This is a genomic window from Aliiroseovarius sp. S1123, assembly GCF_023015885.1.
GTDB lineage: Bacteria > Pseudomonadota > Alphaproteobacteria > Rhodobacterales > Rhodobacteraceae > Aliiroseovarius.
In genome coordinates this window covers 68262-93372 of the sequence record NZ_JALKBE010000005.1, presented here as the reverse complement: position 1 = coordinate 93372, position 25111 = coordinate 68262, and the positions used below count along the sequence as shown (strand labels likewise).

Here is a 25111-nt window from a genome sequence, read left to right as displayed (position 1 = left end):
AAGGAGAAGACCGATGGCCAAAATCTCAGTCGAACAGCTTATGTCCCAAATGGCGGATCCCAACGTCGAAGAGACAGATCTGGCCAAGTATTTCATTCTGGACGAAGCGACCTCGGGCGCATTCAACCCGATGTTCAAGCTGAACCCGGACACGGTCGACATTCCGGAAGGGCCAGATGCACGGGCGCGCACGGCGGCGGCGATGAACTTTTTCAACTGGATTTCACGGGCACGGCGGCAGGGCATGTTCCGCGACAAGCTGAAGGCGGGCTATACTGGCCCGATCATCGTGTCTGAAGGCGACAGCTGGTTCCAGTATCCGGTGCGTCTGCGCGACACGATTGATTACCTGATGAAGCCCTATGCGGTGTTTTCGCTGGGGGCCGCGGGTGACCTTCTGAAAAAGATGGCGGACAAGCAGGAATACCTGAACGCGCTTGATGACGAGAAGGGCGAGATCCTGCTTCTGTCCGGCGGCGGCAATGATCTGGTTGCGGGCGGGGCGCTGGCTTCGCATCTTGAAAAATACGACCCGGCGCTGAAGCCTGCGGATTATCTGCTGCCCTCGTTCCACGCGCTTCTGGACGATGCGATCCACAATTACGGGCGCATGTTTCGGGACGTCCAACAGCACTTCCCGCATGTCAGCGTGCTGTGCCACGGCTATGACTATCCGATCCCGGATGGGGGCCGCTGGCTGGGCGCCCCGATGGAAGAGCAGGAGATCCTCGACAAGAAACTGCAGCGCGACATCGCGATCGAGATGATGGATGCCTTCAACCGCCGCCTGCGGCGGCTGGCGCGGTCGGTGCCGAACGCCAGTTATATCGACTGTCGCAACGTGGTCGCGGACGAGAACTGGTTTGACGAGCTACACCCCGACGACACCGGCTATGGCAAGGTCGCGCAGAAGTTCGAGGCCGAGATCAAGAAGATCGCGGCAGAGCGTATCGAGACGCCCCCCGTCATCAGCGGCCCGTTCGGGTTGGCCAGTGACCTTGAGGCCGACATTCACCCCACCCCCGTCATCGCAGGCGGCGCGCCTAAGGGCATGTCTCTGCATGTGGGTCTGAACTTGGTGGACCCGGCCCATTACGACGGCTGGGACGGAAAGTTGAACGCCTGCGAGGCCGACGCACTGGACATGGAAGCCTTGGCCTTGGCCGAAGGGTTCACCCCCACGCGGCTTCTGACCGCTGACGCCACGCGGCAAAACGTGGTTGCTGAAATCGAACGCGCCGCGGCTGAACTGACCGCGGGCGATATGTTCCTGTTCACCGTCTCGGGCCACGGGGGTCGGGTGCCTGATTTCAATCAGGACGAAGACCACGACGGCGACGAGAAGATGGACGAGACGCTGTGCCTTTACGATTTCCAGATCGCCGATGACGAGCTTTACATGCTCTGGACCAAGTTCCGCGCGGGGGTGCGGGTTTTGATGGTGCCGGACACCTGCCATTCAGGGTCGATGATCCGCTTTGGCCCCGGTGCGCCGACAACCCTGTTTGGCCGTCCGATGTCCCCAAACCCCAACGTGCGGGCGATGCCCTTACATATCGAAGACCGCGTCTGGCGCGCCAATGAAGCGGCCTATCGCGAGGCGTCGAAATCCTATAGCGCGCTGAAGGAAAGCGTGATGACCTCGCCGCTGTCCAGCCCGATCCAAGCCTCGGTCCTGAACCTTGGCGCCTGTAAGGACGAACAGTTCGCCATGGACGGCCCGCAAAACGGAGCCTTCACCGGCGCGCTTTTGAAGGTCTGGTCCGATGGCGCATTCAAAGGCGACTATCGGTCCTTCCGCATCGCCATCGACGCTGAAATCAACAGCGACAGCCAAACCCCACAACTGTTCGAAGCCCTTCTGAAAGAGCCGAATTTCGTCACGGATCGACCTTTCAGCCTGCTGCCAGCACGGGGCCATGCCACCGTCGCCAGCCCACCCCGCACCAGCGCCGAGGACGAAGAAGGCGACGAGCACGACCAGATCCCCGACAGCCAAGTCCGCGCGATCCTAGATGCCAAGGCGCGGGGTGCGGGGTTCCGAGATTCGACTGCCGCGTTGAACTGGCCGGACTATGCCGCGTTTGACGCCTTCATCCGGTCGCTGGGCCTGCGCAATTTCTCGACCGACGAGTTTCTGGTTCTGGGTGGTGGACACAACACCCCCGGCGGGGCGTGTCAGGGGAAAAACCTGTTCCCGTCGCGCAACCTTTGGGAGAACATCGCCAAGACTGCGCAGGTGCTCGACCATCTGCGGGATCGTCTGGGCAAGCCGATTGCGATCACCAACGCCTATCGCGGGCCGGCCTATAACCAATGCATCGGCGGAGCGAAATCCAGCCAGCATATGGCGTTCCGGGCGCTGGATTTCCAAGTCGCGGGGATGGAGGCCCCACAGGTCGCCACGGCCCTGCGCTGGCTGCGCGACAAGGAAGGCTTCTTCACCGGCGGGATCGGACGCTACAACAGCTTCACCCATATCGACACCCGTGGCGCGAACGCCACATGGCCGCCCGCCTTCCGAGACGCGGCCCTGCCCAGCGCATCGCCGCTTCTGCCGGTCGGCCCGGGCGCGGCCCCTGTGGTGCACAGCCCGACAGGCAAGCTGGATCTGGCGGACCGCATCGCGACGTTGTTCGCGACCGTTCTGGCCAAACCGCGATCGGCTCCGGGCGACGTCCACTCGGCCTTTGCCGAACCCACGTCACGATCTGCCGAGGAGTTCGATCCAAGCACCACCAACGCCACTGCGCAGCAAGCGCTGCAATCGGCGGTGAATGCCTCCAGCGTGATTTCCTTCGTCGACAACCTGACCCCGCTGCAAAAAGAGGACGTGCTTCTGTCGACCCTCTTCGCCCAGCGCGCTGCGGATGCCGTCTTTGACCCGGTCAAAGACCGCGCCGCGTGGTTCGTGAAATACATGGACCTGATGAGCCTTATGGGTTGGAGCCGCGAAGCCGCGCCCTTCGAGGCCAGCCAGCGGATGAAAGGCAATGGCAGCTTCGATCAGGTCATTCTGGCCACGCTGGCGCAGGTGGCAACGGGCAACCAGTTCCGCATCGTCGAAAGCGCGATAGAAGCCTTGCGCGGGCTGACGCAAGACGATGGCAAGATCAAACTGTTTGACTTCGAGACCTCGTCGTCCACTGGCGGCAACTTCCAGATCGGCAGCGCCGAGGCTTCAGGCGATGTAATCAGCATGGCCTTGGGCGCGTTCAACTTCACCTACAAGGATCGCAAGCAGAACCTGCTGTTCGTCACGTGGGGCAAAAACGAGCTGCAATATTGGCTGTCCGCCCAGAAGCTTGCGCTTAGCCCGCTGATCTACGCAGATGTGCGCGAGATCATACGCGACAAGCTGTCGGACTCGCGTAAGACGTTGATTGCAGACATTGATCTGGGCTGAGCGGGGGCTGTGATGACGCGCACCTATGACATATCCAAACTGCAAATTGATCCGCGTTATCTGCTGATCATGCTGCTGCCGGTCGTTGTTCTGATCGTGTCCGAATATTTGCTGGGTACGTTTGGGGACACGACGCTGCATCTTGAGGGGCTGGAGCTGAAAGACCAGTCCCGCCTGATCGAGTTAAGCGCGCGCTATCGCTTTCTGGCCGCGCTGTTTTTCTTCGGTGGGGCGACCGTCTCGGTCACCGCGATCTTCGTGTTCGAACTGTATTCACGCCACACGCGGCGCTCGATCTTGACCACGATTGTGGGGATCTTGGGGATCATTGCAGTCTCGCTCAGCTTTTCGACCTTTGAGCCCGACTGGATGCCCGCAGGCTTTAAAAGCCAAGCCCTTCTGGGGGACAACCTGTTTCACGCCTTGATGATCCCGGCCAGTTTGTCGGGGTGCGAAGAATGGGGAAGCCTGCCGAATGGCTGCGACCAGCAAGGAGCCTATTTCGCGATGGATTACCTGTTGGACCGTGCGAACATCCTGACCTCGCTGTCTGCAGGCGCGGTGATTGCCGGAATGGTGCTGGCCCTGTCCCGCCCGGCACATATCGGCCAGCCGACCCACCCGGACTTGGAAACAGAGGCACGCCTTCTGAAAACCGCGCAAGAGGCCACGCAGCGGTACCTCTATTGCTCAGGCATTTTGCTGACAACCGGAATGGTGCTGATGCTGTCGTGGATGTCCTGGCCGGGCGACGCCATCCTGAATGACGACATGCGCAAAGCCCATGCCGAGCTGGTCAGCGCGCTATCCATCTATCGGGGCGTCACCTATTCGGTCTTGATCCTGTCTTACTATCTGCCGGTCAGCCTGATCCTTAAAGTGCGCATCGACACCTTCCACGACGCGGTGGGTGCAGCAGGGACACCTGAACTGGCGCAGGGCGTCGCAGGCTTTGACATTCAACGCATCGCAACGCTGGACGCGCTGAAGGCGATCATTGCCATCGTGTCTCCGATCCTGACTGGAGCGATTGGATCCTTTGGAAGCCTAAGCGGATTCGGCGGGTAACTGCACCCCCGCACTACGCAACCAAGACGTGAAATTACCAGACGTCGCCACAATTTTGCTAGATTCTTGGATCCAAGATACATTAGGCTTGAAACACCACTCGCGGACAACCGTCCTTCTACCGAATAGTCATCAATGAAACAGAACATTTCAGACAATGAAGCGCGCGCTCTTTTGACTGGGCATCACATGATGACCCAAAGGGATGCATGCGCATTTGCCATCACGCGCAATATATTGATCCATGAAAACGAATGCGCCGTGCCGCCCACCCCATGGACACGGCAAAACAGTTTCAAAGAAGAACTGTGTATGGAAGGTGCCATGTGCATAATGAATGCACGTCTGCGCATCGACGAAAACTTCGATGATCTTGGCTCAGATCCGGCCGCCACCCATGTGGATTACACACAGAAAATGGGTGCGGCCGGACTGGCGGGCCTTCTACGCAAAGCGGCGACCCTACGTTCGCGCATGTCCCCTGAAATCTCGGACTGAATTGTCATGGATATTGTCGACAGCCACACCGGTGGCGAACCCACGCGCGTCATCTTGAATGGTGGACCTGATCTTGGTACCGGCCCCTTGGCCCAGCGCGCCAAGTTGCTGGCCGAGGAGCACGAGGATTTCTACCTGTCCGTGATGTTAGAGCCACGCGGCCAGCCGGCCATGGTCGGCGCGCTTCTGGTCGAACCGGTGGACCCGACCTGCGTCACCGGCGTAATTTATTTCGACGCAGGCGCGGTGATTGGCATGTGCGGGCATGGCACGATCGGGCTGGCCGTGACGCTCTATCACCTTGGGCGGATCGGGCTGGGCACCCACCGGATCGAAACCCCCGTCGGCGTGGTCGAGGTTCTTCTGTCCGATCCCAACACCGTCACCGTTACCAATATCGAAAGCCGCCGTGTGCACGCGGGCGTTTCGCTTGATGTGCCGGGGCTTGGGCACGTGACCGGGGACGTCGCCTATGGCGGCAATTGGTTCTTCATCCTTGACCCCACGCCCCTGCCCGTCGCCCCAAACAACATCCGCGCGCTGACTAATGCGGCCATCGCCATCCGCGACACCGCCAACGCACAAGGCATCGGTGGCGAAAACGGCGAGCCGATTGACCATGTGATCTTCCAAGACGCCTCGCCCAACCCGGACATGCACAGCCGCAACTTCGTGCTCTGCCCCGATGACGCTTATGATCGCTCGCCCTGCGGAACAGGAAGCTCGGCGCGGCTGGCCTGTCTGATCGCAGACGGGCGGCTGCAGTTCGGGGAAGAGATCACGCAGGAAAGTGTCATTGGCAGCCCCTATCGCCTGTCCTGTACGCCGGGGCCGAACGGGGGGGTTATCCCGTCGATCACCGGCCAAGCTTTTATCATGGCCGAGGGTCGATTGATCTTTGACGCCGCCGATCCTTTCAGGAATGGTATCCGCACCTGACCCACGTTTCCCACAAGGTCCAAGATGTCTAACGAAATCACAATCATCGGTGCCGGTATCATCGGCGTCAGCATCGGGCTGGAACTGGCCCGCCGTGGTCAGAAGGTTCGCGTTCTGGACCGCAAAGGCGTCGCGGGCGAGACCTCGGCCGGGAATGCGGGGGCGTTTGCCTTTCAGGAAGTCGAGCCGCTGGCCAAACCCGGCATCATGAAGCAAGCGCCCCAATGGCTGCTGGACCCACTCGGGCCACTGTCGGTTCCGCCCGCCTATGCGGTGCAGATCGCGCCTTGGATGCTCCGGCTGTGGCGCGCCAGCTGGCGCGACCGGTACGAAGGGTCCATGAAGGCACAGTCCGAGTTGATGCATGTGGCCAAGGCAGCCTTTGAACGACAGGTGGCGCATATCAAGCGCGAAGACCTGATCCAACGCAAAGGCCAGATGGCGCTGTATGAGGGCGAGAAAGCCTATCGCGCGACCCTGCCCGCGTGGGAGTTGAAGAAACAGCACGGCTTTGACGCCATCCACCTGACCAGCCCCGAGGCGATTGCCGAATATCAGCCAGGCCTGCATCCGCGTTTCACCCACGGGGCGTTTACCCCCAACTGGTTCAACACCGTGGACCCGAAGCTGTGGACCGAAACCGTGGCGCAAGCGCTGCGTGACGCGGGCGGCGAGATCCAGATTGCCTCGGTAAGTAACATCCTGCCCACCGAAACCGGGGTGCGGATCGACACGGATGACGGGCCGATCGAGACCTCGAAACTGATCATCGCGGCGGGTGCGTGGTCGCACCATCTGGCGCGCCATCTAGGTGACAAGATCCCGCTAGAAACCGAGCGCGGTTACAACACCACCCTGCCCCCCGGCGCGTTCGATCTACGCACCCATCTGACCTTCAGCCAGCACGGCTTCGTTGCCTCTGTGATCAATGGCGGCGTGCGGATTGGTGGCGCGGTGGAACTGGGCGGGCTGACCCTGCCCCCGAACTACAAACGCGCGGATGCCCTGTTGAAGAAAGCAAAAGCGTTTATGCCGGGGCTGAATACAGAAGGCGGCACGCAGTGGATGGGATACCGCCCGTCGCTGCCGGATACCCTGCCCGTCATCGGCGCCTCGCCCAAGGATCCAAGGGTGCTCTATGCCTTTGGTCATGGCCACTTGGGCCTGACGCAATCGGCAGGCACGGCGGAACTGGTTGCCGATTTGGCCCTCGGCGCAACGCCGGGGCTGGACCTTGCCCCCTTCGCACCGACGCGGTTTTAGGGTCAGGCCCCACTAATTCTGCACCGCTGGTTTGACTGATTTTGTCGCTGACAAGGAACATGTTCGCCGGAATAGTGGTTCTATTTCAAGGACATGTGACGCAGATCAGAGGCAAAATCAGTCAAATCCTGCGGACGCGTGAACCGCTGCAGAGCAGCGGCCTTGATCGCTTGGAAATGACCCCGCCAATCCCGGCGCGATCAAAACCACAGCTCTATTGCCGTTCGCGCGCCAGCGGTGCAGAATTAGTGGGGCCTGACCCTGCCATTCGTTACAGAGCGCTCACGCCAACGTGCGCCGCATAGCGCTTCCAATTTGCGCCCCACACCCCATATCCTTGGCTCACACCGAAGGAGGACCGCATGCGCTATCAAAAAACCCAAGACGCCATTGAACGCCTGACCCCGGAAGAATACCGGGTGACCCAACAAAACGGGACCGAGCGGGCGTTCACGGGCAAGTATGACAAGCATTATGAACCGGGCATCTATGTGGATGTCGTATCCGGCGAGCCGTTGTTCTCGTCCTCGTCCAAGTTCAATTCTGGCTGTGGCTGGCCCGCGTTTTCGACACCCATTGAAACGGCGCATGTGACCGAACACCGCGACAGCACTTTCGGAATGGAACGGGTCGAGGTCCGATCCACGCATGGTGACAGCCATCTGGGGCACGTGTTCCCCGACGGCCCGCGTGAAATGGGCGGGCTGCGCTATTGCATCAACTCGGCCTCGCTGCGCTTTGTGCCGAAAGACCAGATGGAAGCCGAAGGCTATGGCGACTATCTTGACCTTGTGGAGGGAAACCAATGACTGAACGCGCAATTCTGGCCGGTGGCTGCTTCTGGGGCATGCAGGATTTGATCCGCAAGATGCCCGGCGTGACGAAAACCCGCGTGGGATACACGGGCGGGGACGTTCCCAACGCCACTTATCGCAATCATGGCACCCATGCTGAAGGGATCGAGATCTGGTTTGATCCGGCCCAGATCAGCTATCGTACGCTGTTGGAGTTCTTCTTTCAGATCCACGATCCGACCACGGTGAACCGTCAGGGCAATGACCTTGGCACCAGCTATCGCTCGGGCATCTACTATTTGTCGGACGAGCAAAAGGCGACCGCGCTGGACACCATCGCAGATGTTGATGCCAGCGGGCTGTGGCCGGGAAAGGTCGTCACTGAAGTGAAACCCGCAGGCGATTTCTGGGACGCCGAGCCTGAACATCAGGATTATCTGGAGCGTCTGCCGAATGGCTATACCTGCCACTTCGCCCGCCCCGATTGGGTTCTGCCCAAGCGCGCAGCGGAATAAGACCGCGTATGTCACAAGCAGAGTTTGACAACAGCTTCGTCCGCGATCTTTCTGGCTTCTACGTCGATTGGAAGGGGGCGCAAGTCCCCGACCCAAAGGTCTTGCGCCTGAACCGCACCTTGGCGGACGAGCTTGGGCTGGACGCCGATCACCTTGTAACCCGCGAGGGCGCCGAGGAATTGGTCGGCATGCGCATTCCCGACGGTGGCAGTTCGGTCGCGATGGCCTATGCGGGCCATCAGTTCGGGGGGTTCTCGCCGCAACTGGGCGATGGCCGCGCGCTGTTGATTGGCGAGCTGATCGACACCTACGGCAGGCGCCGTGACCTGCATCTGAAAGGCTCGGGCAAGACGCCGTTTTCGCGTGGCGGTGACGGGAAGGCCGTGCTTGGCCCCGTGCTGCGCGAATACCTGATGGGCGAGGCGATGCACGCCCTTGGCATCCCCACCACCCGCGCGCTTGCGGCCTCGACCACGGGCGAAACGGTGCTGCGTAACAATGGGCCCGAGCAGGGCGCGGTGTTGGCGCGGGTCGCGGCGTCTCACCTACGGGTCGGCACGTTCCAATTCTTTGCGGCGCGGGGCGACCATGGGCGCGTGAAGCAACTGGCGGACTACGCCATTGCGCGGCATTATCCAGAGGTTGAAAGTGCCGAAAACCGCTATCTGGAACTGTTCCGGCAGGTGCAGGCCCGTCAGGCCGCGATGATTGCGCAATGGGTCCATGTGGGCTTTGTCCACGGGGTGATGAACACCGACAACATGACCATTTCGGGCGAGACGATTGATTACGGCCCCTGCGCCTTCATCGACGCCTACAGCCCGGAAGCGGTGTTTTCGTCCATCGACCGGCAGGGGCGCTATGCCTTCGGGAACCAACCCAATCTTGCACAATGGAATCTTGCGCGGCTTGCCGAAACGCTGGTCTTGCTGATCAACCCGGATGACCAAGACGCGGCCATCGCGCAGCTGATGGAGGTGCTGGAAGAATTCCCTGCGCTGTACCAACAGCATTGGCTGGAGGGCATGCGCCGAAAGCTGGGGCTGCTCACCGCGCGGGACGAGGATTTGGATCTGGCGAACGATCTGCACAGCCTGATGCAAGAGGCCGGCAGCGACTACACCCGCACCTTCCGCGCGCTGTCGCGTGTGGCGGATGGGGATACAGAGGCGCTGAACGGGCTCGTGACCGCCGAGGGGACCAAGGATTGGATCGCCCGCTATCAGCACCGTCTAGAGCATGACGGCGTAATCGATGCCCGCGCGGCGGCGATGGATGCGGTGAACCCCATCTACATCCCGCGCAATCACAAGGTCGAGGAAGCCCTAAGTGCCGCGTCCAACGGCGACTTGGAGCCGTTTGATCGGATGTTGGAAATTCTCAGCGCTCCTTTTAAAGAGCGTTCGAACGCCGAGGCCTTTGCCCTGCCCGCCCCGGACGGGTTCGGGCCCTACACGACCTATTGCGGGACATAGGCCGACAGATTGGCAGTTTTCCACCTTCAGCAGACCATTCCCAATCGCTCCACCGTGCTTTCCTAGCGGCAGAACGGACCTGTATCAGGGATGTTGCCGGGGCAATTCAACCAGCTCGTCTTCTTGCCGGTGAACCCGCAGAACCACCCGCATGTGAATGCGAAAGGGGCTTTAGCTGCGCGCCATCAAACGGGCGACATCCAGCATCCGGTGCGAGAAACCCCACTCGTTGTCATACCAGCCGAAGACACGCAGCAACCCTCCCTCGGAGACTGAAGTTTCAGGCCCGGAAATGACAATGCTTTCCGGCCGCATCCGCAGATCGGACGAGACCAGAGGCTCTTCTGTCCAGCCCAGCACTTTGCCGGTGGCGCCCTCTTGCAAGATCGCGCGGGCCTCGGCCTCGGTGACCTCGTCGCGGACGCGGACGGTCAGGTCGATACAGGATACGGATGCAGTGGGCACACGGATCGCGCGCGCCTCGACCTTGCCGGCCAGTTGGGGCAGTACGTCGCCCACCAGCTTGTGCGCGCTGGTCGTGGTCGGCACCATCGACAGCGCCGCAGCACGCGACCGCGCCGCATTGGCGCGGGGTTTGTCGACGGTGGGTTGGCTGCCGGTATAGCAGTGCACGGTGGTCATATGACCGCCGATCACGCCCAAGCGGTCATCAAGCAGCTTCAGCAGCGGGGCTAGCGCATTGGTGGTGCAGGACGCATTCGAGACAATCCGATGACCGGCCAACTGATCCTCATTCGCGCCCAGCACGACGGTCACATCTGCCTCGGATGACGGACCCGAGATCAGGACATTGCGCGCGCCTGCCGCCAGACCACGTTCCGCCACGGCGCGTTTGCCCGCCATGCCGGTGCATTCCATCACCACATCCACGTCAGATAGGTCCATCGTGCTAATGTCGGGCTTGTCATAGAAGGGAATGCTCTGCCCATTGATCACAAGCGCCTGATCGCCGGTCGAAACCTCGCCCGGGAAGGGGCCGAATACGCTGTCATATTTGAACAGGTAGGCGCAGGTGTCCAAGCTTTCGATATCGTTGATGAACGCCACCTCGAACGGGCCGTGATCCTGCGCCAAGATACGCAGAATGGATCGGCCAATGCGGCCAAATCCGTTCAATCCGATGCGAATCTTCTGTGACATCGTTGATCCCTCGCGCGTGTTTCCGTGCCACAGAAGGGGAAATGCGCGGAAGGTTCAACCCTTATGATCAAAACGCGTTCTAGGGCCGCGACGGCAACAGAACTATGACGAATGCTCACGTTTTCGTATGTCGCATGGACGCGAGGGGCAGATTTGGTCCAGATACCAAGAAACGCCGCAATAGATCGGCGATGGGAAAGGGCGCGTCATGCTGGACGCTTATGCACGGAAACTGATTGATCCGCCGCTGGATCGCGTGGGCGGCCTTTTGGCGCGCGCGGGCGTCGGCGCCAATGCGGTGACTCTGGTGGGGCTGGGGCTTGGCCTGCTGGCCGCGATCAGCATCGTGTTCGGGCAGTTCACGCTGGCATTGTGGCTGGTCTTGGCCTCGCGCGTCGCTGACGGGCTGGACGGAGCAATCGCCCGCGCCAGCACGCGCACCGATTTCGGTGGCTATCTGGATATCACCGCCGACTTTGCCTTTTACGGCGCCATTCCCATGGCGTTCATACTGTACGACCCCGCCACAAATGGCATTGCCGGCGCAGTCCTGCTGCTAAGCTTCTATGTCAACGGCGCCAGCTTTCTGGGCTATGCGATCCTTGCTGCGAAGAAGGGGCTCGATACCCGCGCGCAGGGCGTCAAGTCGCTCTACTATTCCAATGGCATCCTTGAGGGCACCGAGACGATCCTGTTCTTCGTCATCCTCTGCCTTGCCCCCCGTTTCTTCATGCCTCTGGCATGGCTCTTTGCCATCGCCTGCTTCGCCACCGCCATTCTGCGTGTCTGGGGTGCGTATCAGGCCTTTGGCCCCACACTTTCCGATCAACAGGAGACCAAATGAAACACCTTGCTCTTGCCGCCAGCCTTTTGGCGTCGACCCTTCTGCCCACGGCCAGCTTTGCTGATCCTGATCCCTCGAATTGGGATGCCGTGCTGAACGAAGCCAAAGGCCAGACCGTCTATTGGAACGCATGGGGCGGTTCACCCACCACGAACGCGTTCATCGAATGGGCAGGCGACCAGATCGAAGCGCGCTATGGCGTGACGCTGGAGCATGTAAAACTGACCGACACCGCCGACGCCGTGACCCGCGTGTTGTCGGAAAAGCAGGCTGGTCAAGATGATGACGGCGCGATCGACATGATCTGGATTAACGGGGCGAATTTTGCCTCGATGAAGGACAACGGATTGCTGTTCGGCCCGTTCGCCGAGGACCTGCCGAACTGGCAATTCGTGGATGCCGAGGGCAAGACCGTCCGCACCGACTTCACCGTTCCTGTCGAAGGCTTTGAAGCCCCATGGGCCATGGCGCAGGTTGTGTTCATGTACGACACGGCTGATATCGCAAAGCCGCTGCCCTCGGCCGCCGCGATTTTGGAATGGGCCAAAGCCCATCCCGGTCGCTTTACCTATCCGCAGCCGCCCGATTTCTTGGGCACAACCTTCCTGAAGCAAATGCTGGTCGAGTTGCTGGACGACCCCTCGGTTCTGGCCGCGCCCGTGTCGGACGAAAACTACGCCGATGTCACCGCCCCGCTCTGGGCCTATCTGGAAGAGCTGACCCCCACCCTCTGGCGCGAGGGCCGTGCCTATCCGCCCAACGGCACCCGCCAGATCCAGCTGATCAATGACGGAGAGCTGGACATGGCCGTGTCCTTCAGCCCCAGCGCCGCCTCGACCGCGATTGCAAACTACGAGTTGCCGGACACCGTACGCACCTTCGTCTTGGACAAAGGCACAATCGGCAACGCGTCCTTCGTGGCGATTCCCTATAACTCGGGGTCGAAAGCGGGCGCGATGGTGCTGGCGGACTTCCTGATGTCGCCCGAGGCACAGGCCAACGCCCAAGACCCGAACGTGCTGGGCTATGGCACGGTTCTGAACATGGCCGTGCTGTCCGACGAAGACCGCGCCCGATTTGACGCGCTGGATCTGGGCATCGCCACACTGACGCCCGCCCAACTTGGCCGCGTGCAGGATGAACCGCACCCCAGCTGGATGACCCGCATCGCCGAAGATTGGCAGTCGCGCTACGGCGTTCAGTAAACTCTTGATTGCCCCGCGTCCTGCGCGCGGGGCAGTATCCGAACATGATCCGCTTCCCCCGCCTTCCCCTGTTTCCATTGCTGACGGTCCTGTTTCTGCTGGGGCCGCTGGTGGCAGGGCTGTGGGGAACGCTTCTGCCCGCCTTTGGGCACTTTCCAGCGGGTGGACATACCGGCCCCTCACTCGATCCTTTCCGCGCGCTTTGGGAGTGGCCCGGCCTGTCAGATGCCTCCCGGCTTTCGCTGGTCACCGGCATTGTTTCAGCGCTGTTGTCCTTGGCCATCACGGCGCTGATCCTCGCAGGCTGGACCGGCACACGCGGGTTTCGCGTGCTCGAACGCCTGCTGTCCCCCTTCCTCTCGGTCCCCCACGCCGCCGCCGCTTTCGGACTGGCCTTTCTAATCGCCCCCTCGGGCTGGATTGCACGGCTGTTTTCGCCGTGGCTGACCGGATGGGAGCGCCCACCGGACCTTTTGATCCTGAACGACCCGTGGGGGCTAAGCCTCATCGCAGGCATGGTGGTGAAAGAGGTGCCGTTCCTGCTGCTCATGTCCATCGCCGCCCTTGGTCAGATCGACGGCCGCCGCCGAATGGCGTTAAGCCAGAGCATGGGCTACGGCCGCATCAAGGCGTGGATGGTCGCCATCTTCCCGGCGCTCTACGCCCACATCCGCCTTCCCGTCCTTGTGGTCCTGACATGGGCCATGTCGGTGGTGGATGTGGCGGTGATCCTTGGCCCGTCGACGCCGCCCACGCTATCGGTGCAGATCGTGCGCTGGATGTCGGACCCTGACATCGGCTTCCGCCTGCTCGCCGCCGCGGCCGCGCTGTGGCAGCTGGTGCTGGTGGTCGCGGGCGTCGGCCTGTGGTTTCTGGGAGAGCACCTGATCGCCCGCCTTGCCTGCCGCCTTATTCAGACTGGACGGCGTGGTCGCAGCGACACACCACTGCGCGTCGCGGGCTTCGCCCTTGGCACTACCGTTTCCCTGTCCCTGCTTCTGGGCTTCCTCGGCCTGATCATCTGGTCCTTCGCCGGGTTCTGGAGCTTCCCTGACCTTCTGCCCGACCAGTTCACGTTCCGCAGCTGGATGCGCCACCGCACCGGCAGTCTGGACGCGTTGGGCGAGACCGCGCTGATCGCTGGCGTCTCGGTCGTCATCGGGATGATCCTGACCATCGGCTGTCTGGAGACCGAGGAACGCTACGGCCTGCGCCTGACCCAGCGGGGCATGTGGTTGATCTATCTTCCGCTGATCCTACCGCAGACGGCGTTCCTACCGGGGTTGCAAACGCTGCTTTTGAACCTTGGGTTGGGTATGGGGCGCTTGCCCGTCATTCTGGCGCATCTGGTCTTTGTCCTGCCTTATCTGCGCCTGTCGCTGGAAGGCCCGTGGAGCGCATGGGACAGACGCCAAGCCACCGTTGCCAAAGCGCTAGGGGCCACGCCGAACCAGATCCTGTGGCGTGTGCGCCTGCCGATGCTGCTGGCCCCGCTGCTGACCGCCACTGCTGTGGGCGTTGCCGTGTCTGTCGGGCAATACCTGCCGACGCTGCTGGCGGGAGGAGGCCGGGTCGAGACCCTGACGACCGAGGCCGTCGCGCTCGCCTCGGGCGGAGATCGCCGCGCCATTGGCGTCTTCGGCCTGATGCAAACTGCCGCCGCGATGCTGCCCTTCGCGCTGGCCTTGGCGCTGCCCGCTTTGGTATGGCGCAACCGAAAGGGGCTTTTGAATGGCTAACGGATTGCATCTGGATCATGTCTGCATCCTGAAAGACGGCGCCAAACTGATCGAGATCGACACACATGTCGCGCCCGGATCGGTGCTGACCATCATGGGGCCCAGCGGCGTGGGGAAATCCACGCTACTGTCCGCGATCATTGGCACCCTGCCCCCGGCGTTCGCGCTACACGGCCATGTCCGTTTGAAAGGCCGCGACCTACTGCCCTTGCCGCCCGAGGATCGGTGTGTCGGGATCCTGTTCCAAGACGCGCTTTTGTTCCCGCATCTCAGCGTTGGGGCCAATCTGGCCTTCGGGCTTGCCCAAGGTGGCACCCGCGCGGAACGCCGCACGCAGATTGATACGGCTCTGGCCGAAGTGGGGTTGGAGGGCTTTGCCGATCGCGACCCCGAAACCCTGTCCGGCGGGCAACGTGCACGGGTGGCGCTGATGCGGATGCTTCTGTCCGAGCCAAAGGCGCTGTTGCTGGACGAGCCCTTTTCCGGCCTTGATGCCGCCCTGCGCGAACAGGTGCGCGCGCTGGTGTTTGACCACGCCAACGCCCGCGCTCTGCCCGTTCTGATGGTCACCCATGATCAGGAAGATGCGGATGCGGCTGGGGGCGAGGTCGTGCGTCTGGGTTAGATCCGCACCAGTTTTCGATTTTCCAACCGGTACCCCTCGGGCGCGATCTCGGCCCGGAAATCGGGGGCGTGGCTGACCAGAAGGATCGCCTGATCCAACCCTTTCAGGATCTCGGTCAAGCGGGCATAGTTGTCCGGGTCCAGCGCGTTGGTAGGCTCGTCCAAGATCAGCACTTCGGGCTCCATCGCCAGCACGGTCGCCAGCGTCACCAAACGTTTTTCGCCACCCGACAGCTTGTGCGTGATCCGGTCACGCAGATGCATCAGGCCAAGGCGGGTCAGCACCTGATCAACGATGGCCAGCGCTTCGTCCTTCGACTTGCCAAGGTTCAGGGGACCAAAGGCCACGTCCTCGGCCACGGTGGGGCAGAACAGCTGGTCGTCGGCATCCTGAAAGACAAAACCGATACGGCGGCGCACTTCGTGGAAATCCGCTTCCTCGGCGCGGGGTTTGCTGAAGGCGGTGATGGTGCCCGCATCCGGCTGCAACAGCCCCATGATGAGCTTCAATAGCGTTGACTTGCCCGCGCCATTCGGCCCGACAATCGACAGCCGCTCGCCCGGGTCCATCCGCATGGATGCCCCGTCCAACACCGGCTCAAGCCCCGGATAGGCGAAATGGATGTCATTGATTTCAAGCAGCGGCATAAGCGACCTCGGCCCAGATCAGGGCAGTCAGCGCAAGCACCATCGCGCCTGCAAACATTAGGTCCGTCCGGGTCAGACGGAACTCTTCCAACAGCACGATCCGACCACAGAACCCCCGGCACTTCATCGCCGCCAGAATACGCTCGGACCGCTCGATCGCGCGCACCAGCATCATGCCCACCAAATAGCCATAGCTGCGATAGGTGTGCCAGTTGGTGCCGGGCCGGAACCCGCGCAGTTTCATCGAGGTGCGAAGACGCAGATATTCCTCGCGCAGGACGTCGATATAGCGGATCGTGAACATCATCAGATGCACCAGCCGCTCGGGCGTTTTTAGCGCGAAAAGGGCGTGACCCATCGTCACCGGCTCCATTGATCCGACCAGCGTCATCACCGCCAGAATGACGGCGTTCGCGGTCAGCGCAATCTCGGTCGCGCGCCACAGGCCCTCCCACGTGGCGTCAAATCCGAACACCGAAAACATCGGCGTGCCGGGCATGGTGAAGGGCAAAAGGATCAGGGTGAAGATGATGAACCCATCCATCATCGCCATGCGCTTCAGCGTCTTCTGAAACGGCAGACCCGAGATCGCCAGAAGCCACATCGACAGGACCAACGCGCCGGACAGAACCCGCAGATCGTCCAGCGCAACCACGGTCACGGCATAGATCACAGTCATCACAATCCGCATCCGCGGATCAAGCGAGGACACCGCCGCGCGAAGCGCTCCAAAGCCTGTAAGCGGCTTGTCTTCGCCGGTCAGGACATAGGTCATTTGCCGCCCTCCATCTTGCGGCGTGCCGCGATGTAGAAGCCAAGGCCGAACAGGCCCGCGATATAGCCCAGCCCGCCCAAAATGGTCTGCAGATTGTTCTTGTTCTTATAGGCGCTGATTTCCTGCCGCAGGGGGCGCAGCTCGGTCCGGATCATGGTCGCAAGCTCGGCGCGTGCCTGATCGGACAGGCCAGCTAGAGCCGCCGTAGGCGCCGTTGGGGTTCCGACGGAAGCCGAAGCCGTCGACGCCGCAGCCTCCCGACCCATCAGCGCGGCAACCTCGGACGCGGGCATCATGACCTCGGCCACGTGGCCTGCGCCCAGATCACCACGGAAGATATGGGTGATGGGTTGCGTGGGGGTGTAGAGGAAAAACCCGTCCGCATCGGTCACCGTCTCACCCAGCTTGTTGCCAGCATCGTCGAAGACCTCGATCAGCAGATCGGTAGCCATGTCGCCGCTGGAAAAGCCCACCTCGCCTTCGATGTCAGACCCGGACGGGAAGACCGACGAGATTACGTTATGGGCCAGCGCTGGCATCGGCGCCGCCAAGGCGGCGATCAGGATAAGGGATCGGATCATGTCCAGCCCCCTTTCGAGCCTGCGAAAAGCTCGGGCTTCACGCGACGGGCCAGGAAGATGGCGGCCCCGGACAAAAGCGCTTCGATCACGATAACGGGGATATGCGCCACGAAGACCAGCTTGGCAGCGGGCACGAATTCGTCCCCCGACAAAGCCAGCGAGAACGCAACGGCCAGCGTCGTCGCAGCGATGGCAAAACCGCCACCAAGACCACCCCAGATCGCGCCCTGCATGGGGCCACCACGCGATACGAGGCGCCCGAAGATCAGCCCGGCCAAAACGGCCGGACCCGCAATATTCACCGCATTCACGCCCAGCACAGTCAACCCGCCGAAGCCAAAGAACACGGCCTGCAACAAGAGCCCGACAAACAGCGCCGGGAATGCCGCCCAGCCCAGAACCAGCCCCGCCAATCCGTTCAGGATCAGGTGGACCGAGCTTGGGCCAATGGGCACATGGATCAGCGAGGCCACGAAGAAGCTGGCAGACAGCACACCTGCCGCTGGAATACGTTCCAGAGGCAGTTTCTTCAGGCCCATCGCGATCCCGCCCACAGCCAACACCGCGCCGCCGATCAGCACGGGATTTGACAGGGCTCCATCTACAATGTGCATCGCGCGTTCCCTATTTCAGCTCGGAGGCGTTGATCCACAGAACCGCGTCTTGGCTCAGCTCTTTGCCGTTGTGTTCGGTTGCCGGGCCCGACCCCAAGGCCGCAAAGCCCCAATTGCCCGCTTTCGGAATGCCGAAGGTGAAGACGCCGTTTGCGTCGGTCAGGGCCACGATGGTGCCGCCGGGCATCGGGCTGACTGTGCTTTCGGTGGCTGCAAACACGGTAAGATCGGGCTCGGAGGCCATGTATTCGATCTCGATCTCGGCGCCCGCGACGGGCTTGCCTTCGGACAGAACCACGCCCGAGAAGGTCGAGCCAACGACGACGTTATAGGGTTTGTTCAGCGGCAGGATCTCGGTCGGCAGGCCAACGGGCTGATCCCAATCGGTGGGCAGCGTGTTGCGGTTCAGAACCGACTTGGTGATCTGCTGGATGTAGATGCCTTCGCTTTCCTCGTAATACGGCGCAGGCACGGTCACGACCACATAGTCGCCCGAGCGCTTGACCGGAACGGAGGCGGTGAAAGCCGCAGCTTCATTGCTCATGCCCTTGAACATGGCAGGCGCCACGCGATCCATCAGGTCGGTCTTTTCGCCATTGTGGATCATGAAGAACTCTTGCGGAGCGTCCATATCCATGGCGTGCCCGTTCTCCATCGGGTGCCAGAAGATCAAGCCAACCGGCACATCGCCGGGCCTGTCGATCAGCACCTCATCGGTGTGTTGCAGCAGGAAATGCGCCTGCGCGCCAACGGGAATTAAAGTGGCCAGTGCAGCGGCCAGAACAGTCTTTTTCATGTCGTCCTCATTCGACGTCGCAGGTTGCCCTGCAATCAGAATGAACGAACGGGGTATTGGCACGGGAGGGTCTTTGGACCGCCGGGCCAGACGCTCACCCCGGCGTCCGGTGGAAATGGGCATTTGCCCAGCGTCCGGCAGGTCTCCTGACTTGCGGGTCTTTGCTTGGCTGGCCTTCCCGGGGCGGACCCAGTGGCATGTTCAGCTTCGCTCGCCGCTCACAGTTGCGGGGGCAGTCCTGGATTTGGCGCCTGTTGGCTACACCTCACCGGGTTCCCTATTACTTCCGCGGTGCTTCTGCACACGCGAAACCGATCGCTGGCCTTGAATGTCAGAACAGGCGGGGACGAGTCAAGCGAAAGCGCGGGTGGCGATGGGTCGCATACGCGGCGGGAAAAGTCGCAAAAACTTCAAGGTTTTGTTTTGAAACGGAATTAACTTCCGCGATAAGTCGAGTACCCGTAGGGCGACAGTAAAAGTGGCACGTGATAGTGCGCCTGTTCGGTCATGCCAAAGCGGATTGGGATCACATCAAGGAAAAGCGGGCTTGCGCCATCTTGACCAGAGGCCCGCAGATAGTCGCCCGCGTGGAAGACCAACTCATAGGTTCCGACCTCGAACTCTTCCGCAGGCAGGATCTGTTCATCTGTCCGCCCATCGTCATTCGTCACAAGGGTTTTCAACAGCGCTCGCACTTCGCCTTCGATCCGGTAAAGGTCAATGCGCAAGCCCGGCGCGGGGCAGCCACGCGCCGTGTCCAGAACGTGGGTGGTCAGATATCCGGTCATGATATGTCCTTTCGTTGCTCCACTATCGAGGGAACCGCGCCAACGAGCAATCCCATTTGACCTGAACCCGGTTCCTTGGAAGGGTGGAGGGGAACCAAGCACGAGGGAACCCATGCCCGACAGATACACCCGTGACATGCGCGGCCACGGGCCGACACCCCCCAACCCGGATTGGCCCAATGATGCCAAGATCGCGGTCCAGTTTGTCTTGAACTACGAGGAAGGCGGAGAGAACTGCGTGCTGCACGGCGATGCCGCGTCCGAGGCGTTCCTGTCCGACATTCCCGGTGCCGCCCAGTGGCCCGGCCAGCGGCATTGGAACATGGAAAGCATCTATGAATACGGCGCGCGGGCGGGGTTCTGGCGGCTGCATCGCCTGTTCACCGGCGCGGATATTCCGGTGACGGTCTATGGCGTGGCGTCTGCCCTTGCGCGCAGCCCCGAACAGGTTGCCGCGATGCAGGACGCCGGGTGGGAAATCGCGAGCCACGGGTTGAAATGGGTCGAACACAAAGACATGCCCGAGGACGAGGAACGCGCCGCGATCAACGAAGCGGTGCGTCTGCATACCGAGGTCGTCGGCACGCCTCCGCGCGGTTGGTACACCGGGCGGTGTTCCGAAAACACCGTGCGACTGGTCGCCGAGCATGGCGGGTTTGACTATGTCTCGGACACCTATGACGATGATCTGCCCTATTGGGCCGAGATCGGCGAGCGTGATCAGCTGATCATCCCCTACACGCTGGAAGCCAATGACATGCGCTTTGCCACCGCGCCGGGATGGGTGACAGGCGGTGATTTCGGAGACTATCTGATCGACGCCTTTGACACGCTCTATGCGGAAGGTCAGGCAGGAGGTCGCCCTGCGATGATGTCAGTCGGGCTACACTGCCGCCTGATCGGGCGCCCCGGTAAGATCGCGGGGCTTCGCCGGTTTATCGACCACATTCAACGTCACGACGATGTCTGGTGTCCTCGCCGGATCGAGATTGCCGAGCATTGGGCGGTTCACCACCCACACCGGCGGATCGAACGCCCCAGTCAGATGGCCCGCGACCGTTTCGTTGCTCTATACGGTGGGATCTTCGAGCACTCCGCTTGGGTTGCCGAACGCGCCTTCGAGTTGGAGCTTGGCCCCGCGCATGACAGCGCGAAGGGTCTGCACAACGCGCTCTGCCGCGCCTTCCGCTCCGCCAGCGAAGAAGAACGGCTGGACGTGCTGACTGCGCACCCCGATCTGGCGGGAAAACTGGCGGCGGCGGGGCGACTGACTGCGGAAAGCACATCCGAGCAAGCCAGCGCCGGGCTGGACATGTTGACGGACCAAGAGCGCGAAACCTTTGTGCATCTGAACTCAGACTATGTGGCCAAGCACGGCTTTCCCTTCATCATAGCGGTGCGAGACCACGACAAGGCGTCCATTCTGGCGGCCTTCAAGCGGCGCATCCATAACGACCGGGCCACCGAATTTGCCGAGGCCTGCCGCCAGGTCGAACGCATCGCCGCGTTCCGCCTGATGGACCTGCTGCCATGACGACGATCACCGCGCAGCCCCTGACCGCCGAGGCCTTCGCGCCGTTCGGAGATGTGTTGGAACTGACCGACCGCGACAGCCTGACCATCAACGCAGGCCAGTGCCAGCGCCATCACGATCTGGCACAACTGGAGTTTGGCGAGGGGCGCGCCGGGATCAGCCTGTTTGACGGCAAGGCACGGCAGTTTCCCTATGCGCTGGATTTGGTCGAACGCCACCCTCTGGGCTCGCAGGCCTTCATCCCGATGAACGGCGTCCCCCTGCTGGTCACCGTCTGCCCGGATGAAGGCGGCAGCCCCGGCACGCCGCGCGCCTTTGTGATGCGCCCGGATCAGGCGATCAATCTGCACAAAGGCACATGGCACGGGGTTCTGGCCCCGATCGGGGAACAGGGGCTTTATGCGGTGGTAGATAGGATTGGAGATGGACCGAACCTCGAGGAATTCGTCTTCCCCAACCCGGTTCTGGTCCATCCGCCTAAAGCGTGATCAGTAGAACAAAATATCGTCCACAAGATCCATCTTGTCGGTCACGCCTTCGATAATCAGCACATCGCCATTGCCAAAGTCGATATGCACATCCCCGTTTTGAACGGTCGCATTATTGTTCAAGATCTGGGTGGCGGTCGCGCCACCGGTCAGGGCATCGTCGATGTATATCTTGTCGTTCTGGCCTTCATTGAAATCGACAATACGATCTGTGCCATCATCAAAATAGAACCGATCCTTGCCGAAGCCACCTTTCAGCCAATCATCGCCCGCGCCACCGTAGATATCGTCAGAAGCACCACCGCCCCTGATTTTATCATCGCCCGAGGAGCCGTACAGGATATCGCTGCCCTTGCCGCCGCGCAGCGCGTCCACGCCCGCTCCGCCCGTCAGCTCGTCATCGCCCTTGCCGCCTTTCAAATGATCGTCGCCGCCGTTGCCGAACAAATGGTTGTCGCGCCAGTTGCCAACAATCAGATCATTGCCTCCGCCGCCATAAGCGTGCTCGATGACCGATCCTTTGGCGATGATCAGGTTCCCAGTATATCCCAGCACATCCGAGATTTTACCCGGTTGCAGTCTGATCTTCTGGTTGGCCTGTGTCTGAGAGAAATCGAATGTGTCGATGCCGCCCGTATCGACCACGGTCATGGCGATCCCGATCCCGCCACCGGCTAGCGAGGCAAAATCACCGGCCGGACCTTGGGCATTCGATCCATAGCCCCAGATGGTATTGCCGGTGTTCACATTGGTCGGCGTGCCATACATGCTGTGAACCGCGGTAACATCCGCGATCATCGGCGTCAGGACGAAAGCCAGATCGGCGTTCACATTTGGGTTCTCGGTTTGGCTGAAATAGGACATGACCGACATTTGCCAACTGTCATTGGCATAGTGCGCGTCCCCTGGGAACGACCCCGACCCATTGTAGTTTCCGCCATGCCCCAGCCCAAGCGCATGACCGATTTCGTGCACATAGGTTTGGTAGGAATAGCTGTGCAGGTCATATTCTTCGCCTGCATACCAGCTTGGATGCACGTTCACCGTTGACTGAATGATGGTGCTGCCAGATGTGCTTGAGAAGTTGTAAGCCCCCGAGGGGTCGTCATCTTCAAACACGATATCTGCAGTCCCGGTGGTCTTCACGAAGTTGATGCCAGTTGCAGCGCTCCACGCTTGCAGCGCCTTTTCAATGAACCAGACCCCGGCAGCCGCCACACCGACGACCGAATAGGTCAGCGTGCCCCCGGAAGAGACAGCAAACTTGCGCGGCGAAAGACCATTTTCGGTCCAGAATCCATTGACCAGATAGTCTGCAACCTGAGTGACCGAATACGTGGGCAACGCCGCAGAAAACGCACTAACGGTATAGCCCGTGTTTCCGCCTTCTACATGCCTGAAATCACCGCATTTTTCGCACATACCAACCTCGCAAAATTTTATTTGCGTACTTCAAAGCAAAAATTGCCTCTCACCGCAAGGTTGAAATCGTTGATCAGCGGTTTTGCGCGGGCATTGCGACAAACTGCCCACGCCTTGAAACTAAGCCCCAAGGTGCCGATCCACCATCCGCTGGACCATCGGTGCGAAGTGCCAGTAATCCGGCGTTTCCATCCCGGCACGCTTGCCCGCTTCATCCAGATAGCGGACGGCGATGATCTCTTTCAGGTTGGGGTTTTTTTCGAACGCGGCCACCTCGTCCGCACTCATGGGTCCGCCCTGCAGTTCCAGCGTGTGCACCGACGCAGCGCTCAGCCGGTCGAAATAGGACGGCTTCGTGGCGCACAAATACCGCTTCGCCGCCACGTGAAACCGCACGCAATCGGTGATCACGCTCGGAAAGAACTGCTCTAACACCTCGGCGCCTGCGTCTTCGTGATGCCGGTCTTCGGTGTCGTCGGGGTGATAGGTGCCGAACTCGGACGTGAAATGGCCAATGTCATGCAGAAGGGCGCCGACAATGATTTCTTCGCTTTGACCATTCTGCTCGGCAATCGTGGCACCTTGCAGCATGTGCTCGGCCATGGTGACGTCTTCGCCCAGATACTCCTCGCCACCGCGGCGGTCGAAGATACCGCCGATAAACGCGACGATGTTCTCTGCGGTGAGGGTTTCGATATTCGGCTTCATTCTGCAGCCTCCTGCGTGCGCGAACGCGACAGGGCGGTAGCGGTCGAGCGCAGCCCGTCTTTGTCCGAGTAACAGCCCTGAAGCCAGCGCGTGCCTTCGCCGGAATAGCCTTTGCGGGCGTGCAAAACACGGGTGTTGTCGACCACGAAGCCCTCGCCCGGTTCAAGGCGGAAAGTGACCTCCATCGCCGGATCATCAATAATCTCGCCCAGACGACGATAGGCGGCGTAATAGGCCTGCATCTGGTCGAAGGGCACGTCGGTCACAGCCGCCAGCGAGCGGTTATTGAAGCGCACGCCAATGATCTCACCATCGGGGGCCAGTTCGATCATCGGGCGACGCGATTGCAGGCAAACGCCCTCCTCGCCCGCGTATTCAAACCGCGCGCAGTGATTGGCCAGAACGTCGAAGGCAGCAGGGTCTTCTTCGCGCAGGCGACGCGCGGCGGCGAAGCCGTCCACGACCATGTTCTCGCCCCCAGCGGCCGAGCTTTCCAAGCAATAGAGCACCTGAACCGAAGGCACCGGATCGCGATACGGGTTGTCCGTATGGGCCTGAAGCCCCAGCCCAGTGAAGGCAAGGTTGGTCGGGTTCACCTCGGTCCGTACCTCGAAATGACGGCCATAGTTGGTCTCGCGCACATAGCCGAACAGATCGACGACTTTGAACAGCGCGCCGTCCTCGACCGGACCGTTCACGACCTTGCCGAAGCCGTAACGTGTAACCTGTTCCAGCCACGCGCCCAGCGCATCCGAATCTGAAGAAAGCTGTGCGAAATCACCGATTGGCACATTGCCCATCAGGCCGGAATCCCAAGTCTCGATGCCTTCGCCCAGCCAGCCACGTTCCGTTGACGCCGGACGATCATAAGCATTCTCAACCAGCCAGCCGGCATTATAGGTGACAGTCTTGCCCTCGGGCGCAAAGGTGACAGTGATCTGATCTCCACTCACCCCGGCCTCGGTCATATGCGTGTCGGCGGGCAGTTCGCCAAGCGACACCAAGCGCTGGCCATTGCCTGCTGCGCGGGTCTCGGGGTCCCACGAATTGTCACGCAGCCACATGGCGTGAAACCGAAGGGGGCCGTTCGGGGTGGTCAGGGTCAGAACCTGGCCCGATGGGTCAAGCTGGCTGGTAAACATGCGCGTGTCTCCTGTGACGCGTTGATCCTAGGATGATTGTCCGCGCAAAGCGTGATAAGGACAACCAAGCGAAAACATACCTGA

General features: G+C 61.2%; 24 protein-coding genes and 1 riboswitch. Of the genes, 14 read left to right on the top strand and 10 right to left on the bottom strand.

Features of this window, described 5'->3' with window-relative positions; all coding sequences use genetic code 11:
- The first annotated feature begins 13 nt into the window (after positions 1–13).
- The 8 genes from MWU53_RS10900 (at position 14) to MWU53_RS10865 (ending at position 9958) form a co-directional block, all read left to right on the top strand.
- Positions 14–3406, top strand: a complete 3393-nt coding sequence (locus tag MWU53_RS10900) for a D-Ala-D-Ala carboxypeptidase family metallohydrolase (protein ID WP_247093227.1) — start codon at positions 14–16, stop codon at positions 3404–3406.
- A 12-nt stretch (positions 3407–3418) separates the two neighbouring features.
- Positions 3419–4474, top strand: a complete 1056-nt coding sequence (locus tag MWU53_RS10895) for a hypothetical protein (protein ID WP_247093226.1) — start codon at positions 3419–3421, stop codon at positions 4472–4474.
- Between the two features lie 324 nt (positions 4475–4798).
- A complete protein-coding gene (locus tag MWU53_RS10890) occupies positions 4799–4972 on the top strand; it encodes a hypothetical protein (RefSeq protein ID WP_247093224.1) in 174 nt (57 codons plus the stop codon).
- Between the two features lie 6 nt (positions 4973–4978).
- Positions 4979–5911, top strand: coding sequence for a proline racemase family protein (locus MWU53_RS10885; protein WP_247093222.1), 933 nt, complete (start codon positions 4979–4981; stop codon positions 5909–5911).
- A 24-nt stretch (positions 5912–5935) separates the two neighbouring features.
- The gene (locus MWU53_RS10880) at positions 5936–7174 is read left to right on the top strand and encodes an FAD-binding oxidoreductase (protein WP_247093220.1); all 1239 of its coding nucleotides are present in this window, start codon (positions 5936–5938) and stop codon (positions 7172–7174) included.
- Between the two features lie 362 nt (positions 7175–7536).
- A complete protein-coding gene (gene msrB, locus MWU53_RS10875) occupies positions 7537–7983 on the top strand; it encodes a peptide-methionine (R)-S-oxide reductase MsrB (protein WP_247093218.1) in 447 nt (148 codons plus the stop codon).
- Complete coding sequence (gene msrA, locus MWU53_RS10870) at positions 7980–8483, top strand: peptide-methionine (S)-S-oxide reductase MsrA (RefSeq protein WP_247093216.1); 504 nt, start codon at positions 7980–7982, stop codon at positions 8481–8483. The genes msrB and msrA overlap by 4 nt, the downstream gene beginning before the upstream one ends.
- 8 nt (positions 8484–8491) lie before the next feature.
- Complete coding sequence (locus tag MWU53_RS10865) at positions 8492–9958, top strand: protein adenylyltransferase SelO (RefSeq protein ID WP_247093214.1); 1467 nt, start codon at positions 8492–8494, stop codon at positions 9956–9958.
- A 171-nt stretch (positions 9959–10129) separates the two neighbouring features.
- Here MWU53_RS10865 and MWU53_RS10860 read toward each other — a convergent pair whose 3' ends face one another.
- Complete coding sequence (locus MWU53_RS10860) at positions 10130–11119, bottom strand: glyceraldehyde 3-phosphate dehydrogenase NAD-binding domain-containing protein (protein WP_247093212.1); 990 nt, start codon at positions 11117–11119, stop codon at positions 10130–10132.
- A gap of 208 nt (positions 11120–11327) precedes the next feature.
- Between MWU53_RS10860 and MWU53_RS10855 the strand changes: the two genes are divergently transcribed.
- The 4 genes from MWU53_RS10855 to MWU53_RS10840 are packed head-to-tail and all read left to right on the top strand — an operon-like array spanning position 11328 to position 15532.
- Entirely contained in the window at positions 11328–11963 is a 636-nt protein-coding gene (locus MWU53_RS10855; RefSeq protein WP_247093210.1) for a CDP-alcohol phosphatidyltransferase family protein, read from the top strand.
- Positions 11960–13168, top strand: coding sequence for an ABC transporter substrate-binding protein (locus tag MWU53_RS10850; RefSeq protein WP_247093208.1), 1209 nt, complete (start codon positions 11960–11962; stop codon positions 13166–13168). The genes MWU53_RS10855 and MWU53_RS10850 overlap by 4 nt, the downstream gene beginning before the upstream one ends.
- A gap of 44 nt (positions 13169–13212) precedes the next feature.
- Positions 13213–14907: an ABC transporter permease subunit gene (locus MWU53_RS10845; RefSeq protein ID WP_247093206.1), complete on the top strand. Its 1695-nt coding sequence runs from the start codon at positions 13213–13215 to the stop codon at positions 14905–14907.
- The gene (locus MWU53_RS10840; RefSeq protein ID WP_247093204.1) at positions 14900–15532 is read left to right on the top strand and encodes an ATP-binding cassette domain-containing protein; all 633 of its coding nucleotides are present in this window, start codon (positions 14900–14902) and stop codon (positions 15530–15532) included. The genes MWU53_RS10845 and MWU53_RS10840 overlap by 8 nt, the downstream gene beginning before the upstream one ends.
- Here the strand turns inward: MWU53_RS10840 and MWU53_RS10835 are convergent.
- The 6 genes from MWU53_RS10835 to uraH form a co-directional block, all read right to left on the bottom strand.
- On the bottom strand, positions 15529–16179 hold the full coding sequence (locus MWU53_RS10835) for an ABC transporter ATP-binding protein (protein WP_247093202.1): 651 nt from the start codon (positions 16177–16179) through the stop codon (positions 15529–15531). The genes MWU53_RS10840 and MWU53_RS10835 overlap by 4 nt on opposite strands.
- Positions 16166–16954: a cobalt ECF transporter T component CbiQ gene (gene cbiQ / locus MWU53_RS10830; RefSeq protein WP_247093199.1), complete on the bottom strand. Its 789-nt coding sequence runs from the start codon at positions 16952–16954 to the stop codon at positions 16166–16168. The genes MWU53_RS10835 and cbiQ overlap by 14 nt, the downstream gene beginning before the upstream one ends.
- A complete protein-coding gene (locus MWU53_RS10825) occupies positions 16951–17535 on the bottom strand; it encodes a cobalt ABC transporter permease (RefSeq protein ID WP_247093197.1) in 585 nt (194 codons plus the stop codon). The genes cbiQ and MWU53_RS10825 overlap by 4 nt, the downstream gene beginning before the upstream one ends.
- Positions 17532–18149 carry a cobalt transporter CbiM gene (gene cbiM, locus MWU53_RS10820; RefSeq protein ID WP_247093195.1) on the bottom strand — a complete coding sequence of 206 codons (618 nt, stop codon included), beginning with the start codon at positions 18147–18149 and terminating at the stop codon, positions 17532–17534. The genes MWU53_RS10825 and cbiM overlap by 4 nt, the downstream gene beginning before the upstream one ends.
- A gap of 10 nt (positions 18150–18159) precedes the next feature.
- Positions 18160–18945: a DUF4198 domain-containing protein gene (locus MWU53_RS10815; RefSeq protein WP_247093193.1), complete on the bottom strand. Its 786-nt coding sequence runs from the start codon at positions 18943–18945 to the stop codon at positions 18160–18162.
- 118 nt (positions 18946–19063) lie between these two features.
- Positions 19064–19276, bottom strand: a riboswitch (cobalamin riboswitch).
- Between the two features lie 103 nt (positions 19277–19379).
- Positions 19380–19733 carry a hydroxyisourate hydrolase gene (gene uraH / locus MWU53_RS10810; protein ID WP_247093191.1) on the bottom strand — a complete coding sequence of 118 codons (354 nt, stop codon included), beginning with the start codon at positions 19731–19733 and terminating at the stop codon, positions 19380–19382.
- Between the two features lie 112 nt (positions 19734–19845).
- Between uraH and puuE the strand changes: the two genes are divergently transcribed.
- Entirely contained in the window at positions 19846–21267 is a 1422-nt protein-coding gene (gene puuE / locus MWU53_RS10805; protein WP_247093189.1) for an allantoinase PuuE, read from the top strand.
- Positions 21264–21755: an ureidoglycolate lyase gene (locus tag MWU53_RS10800; protein ID WP_247093187.1), complete on the top strand. Its 492-nt coding sequence runs from the start codon at positions 21264–21266 to the stop codon at positions 21753–21755. The genes puuE and MWU53_RS10800 overlap by 4 nt, the downstream gene beginning before the upstream one ends.
- Here MWU53_RS10800 and MWU53_RS10795 read toward each other — a convergent pair whose 3' ends face one another.
- The 3 genes from MWU53_RS10795 to MWU53_RS10785 all read right to left on the bottom strand — a co-directional run bounded on the left by MWU53_RS10795 (position 21756) and on the right by MWU53_RS10785 (position 25027).
- On the bottom strand, positions 21756–23177 hold the full coding sequence (locus MWU53_RS10795) for a M10 family metallopeptidase C-terminal domain-containing protein (protein WP_247093185.1): 1422 nt from the start codon (positions 23175–23177) through the stop codon (positions 21756–21758). It lies immediately after the preceding gene.
- A gap of 120 nt (positions 23178–23297) precedes the next feature.
- The gene (locus MWU53_RS10790; RefSeq protein WP_247093183.1) at positions 23298–23885 is read right to left on the bottom strand and encodes an HD domain-containing protein; all 588 of its coding nucleotides are present in this window, start codon (positions 23883–23885) and stop codon (positions 23298–23300) included.
- Positions 23882–25027, bottom strand: coding sequence for a TauD/TfdA family dioxygenase (locus tag MWU53_RS10785; protein ID WP_247093181.1), 1146 nt, complete (start codon positions 25025–25027; stop codon positions 23882–23884). Before MWU53_RS10785 ends, MWU53_RS10790 begins: the two co-directional genes overlap by 4 nt.
- Positions 25028–25111 lie beyond the last annotated feature (84 nt).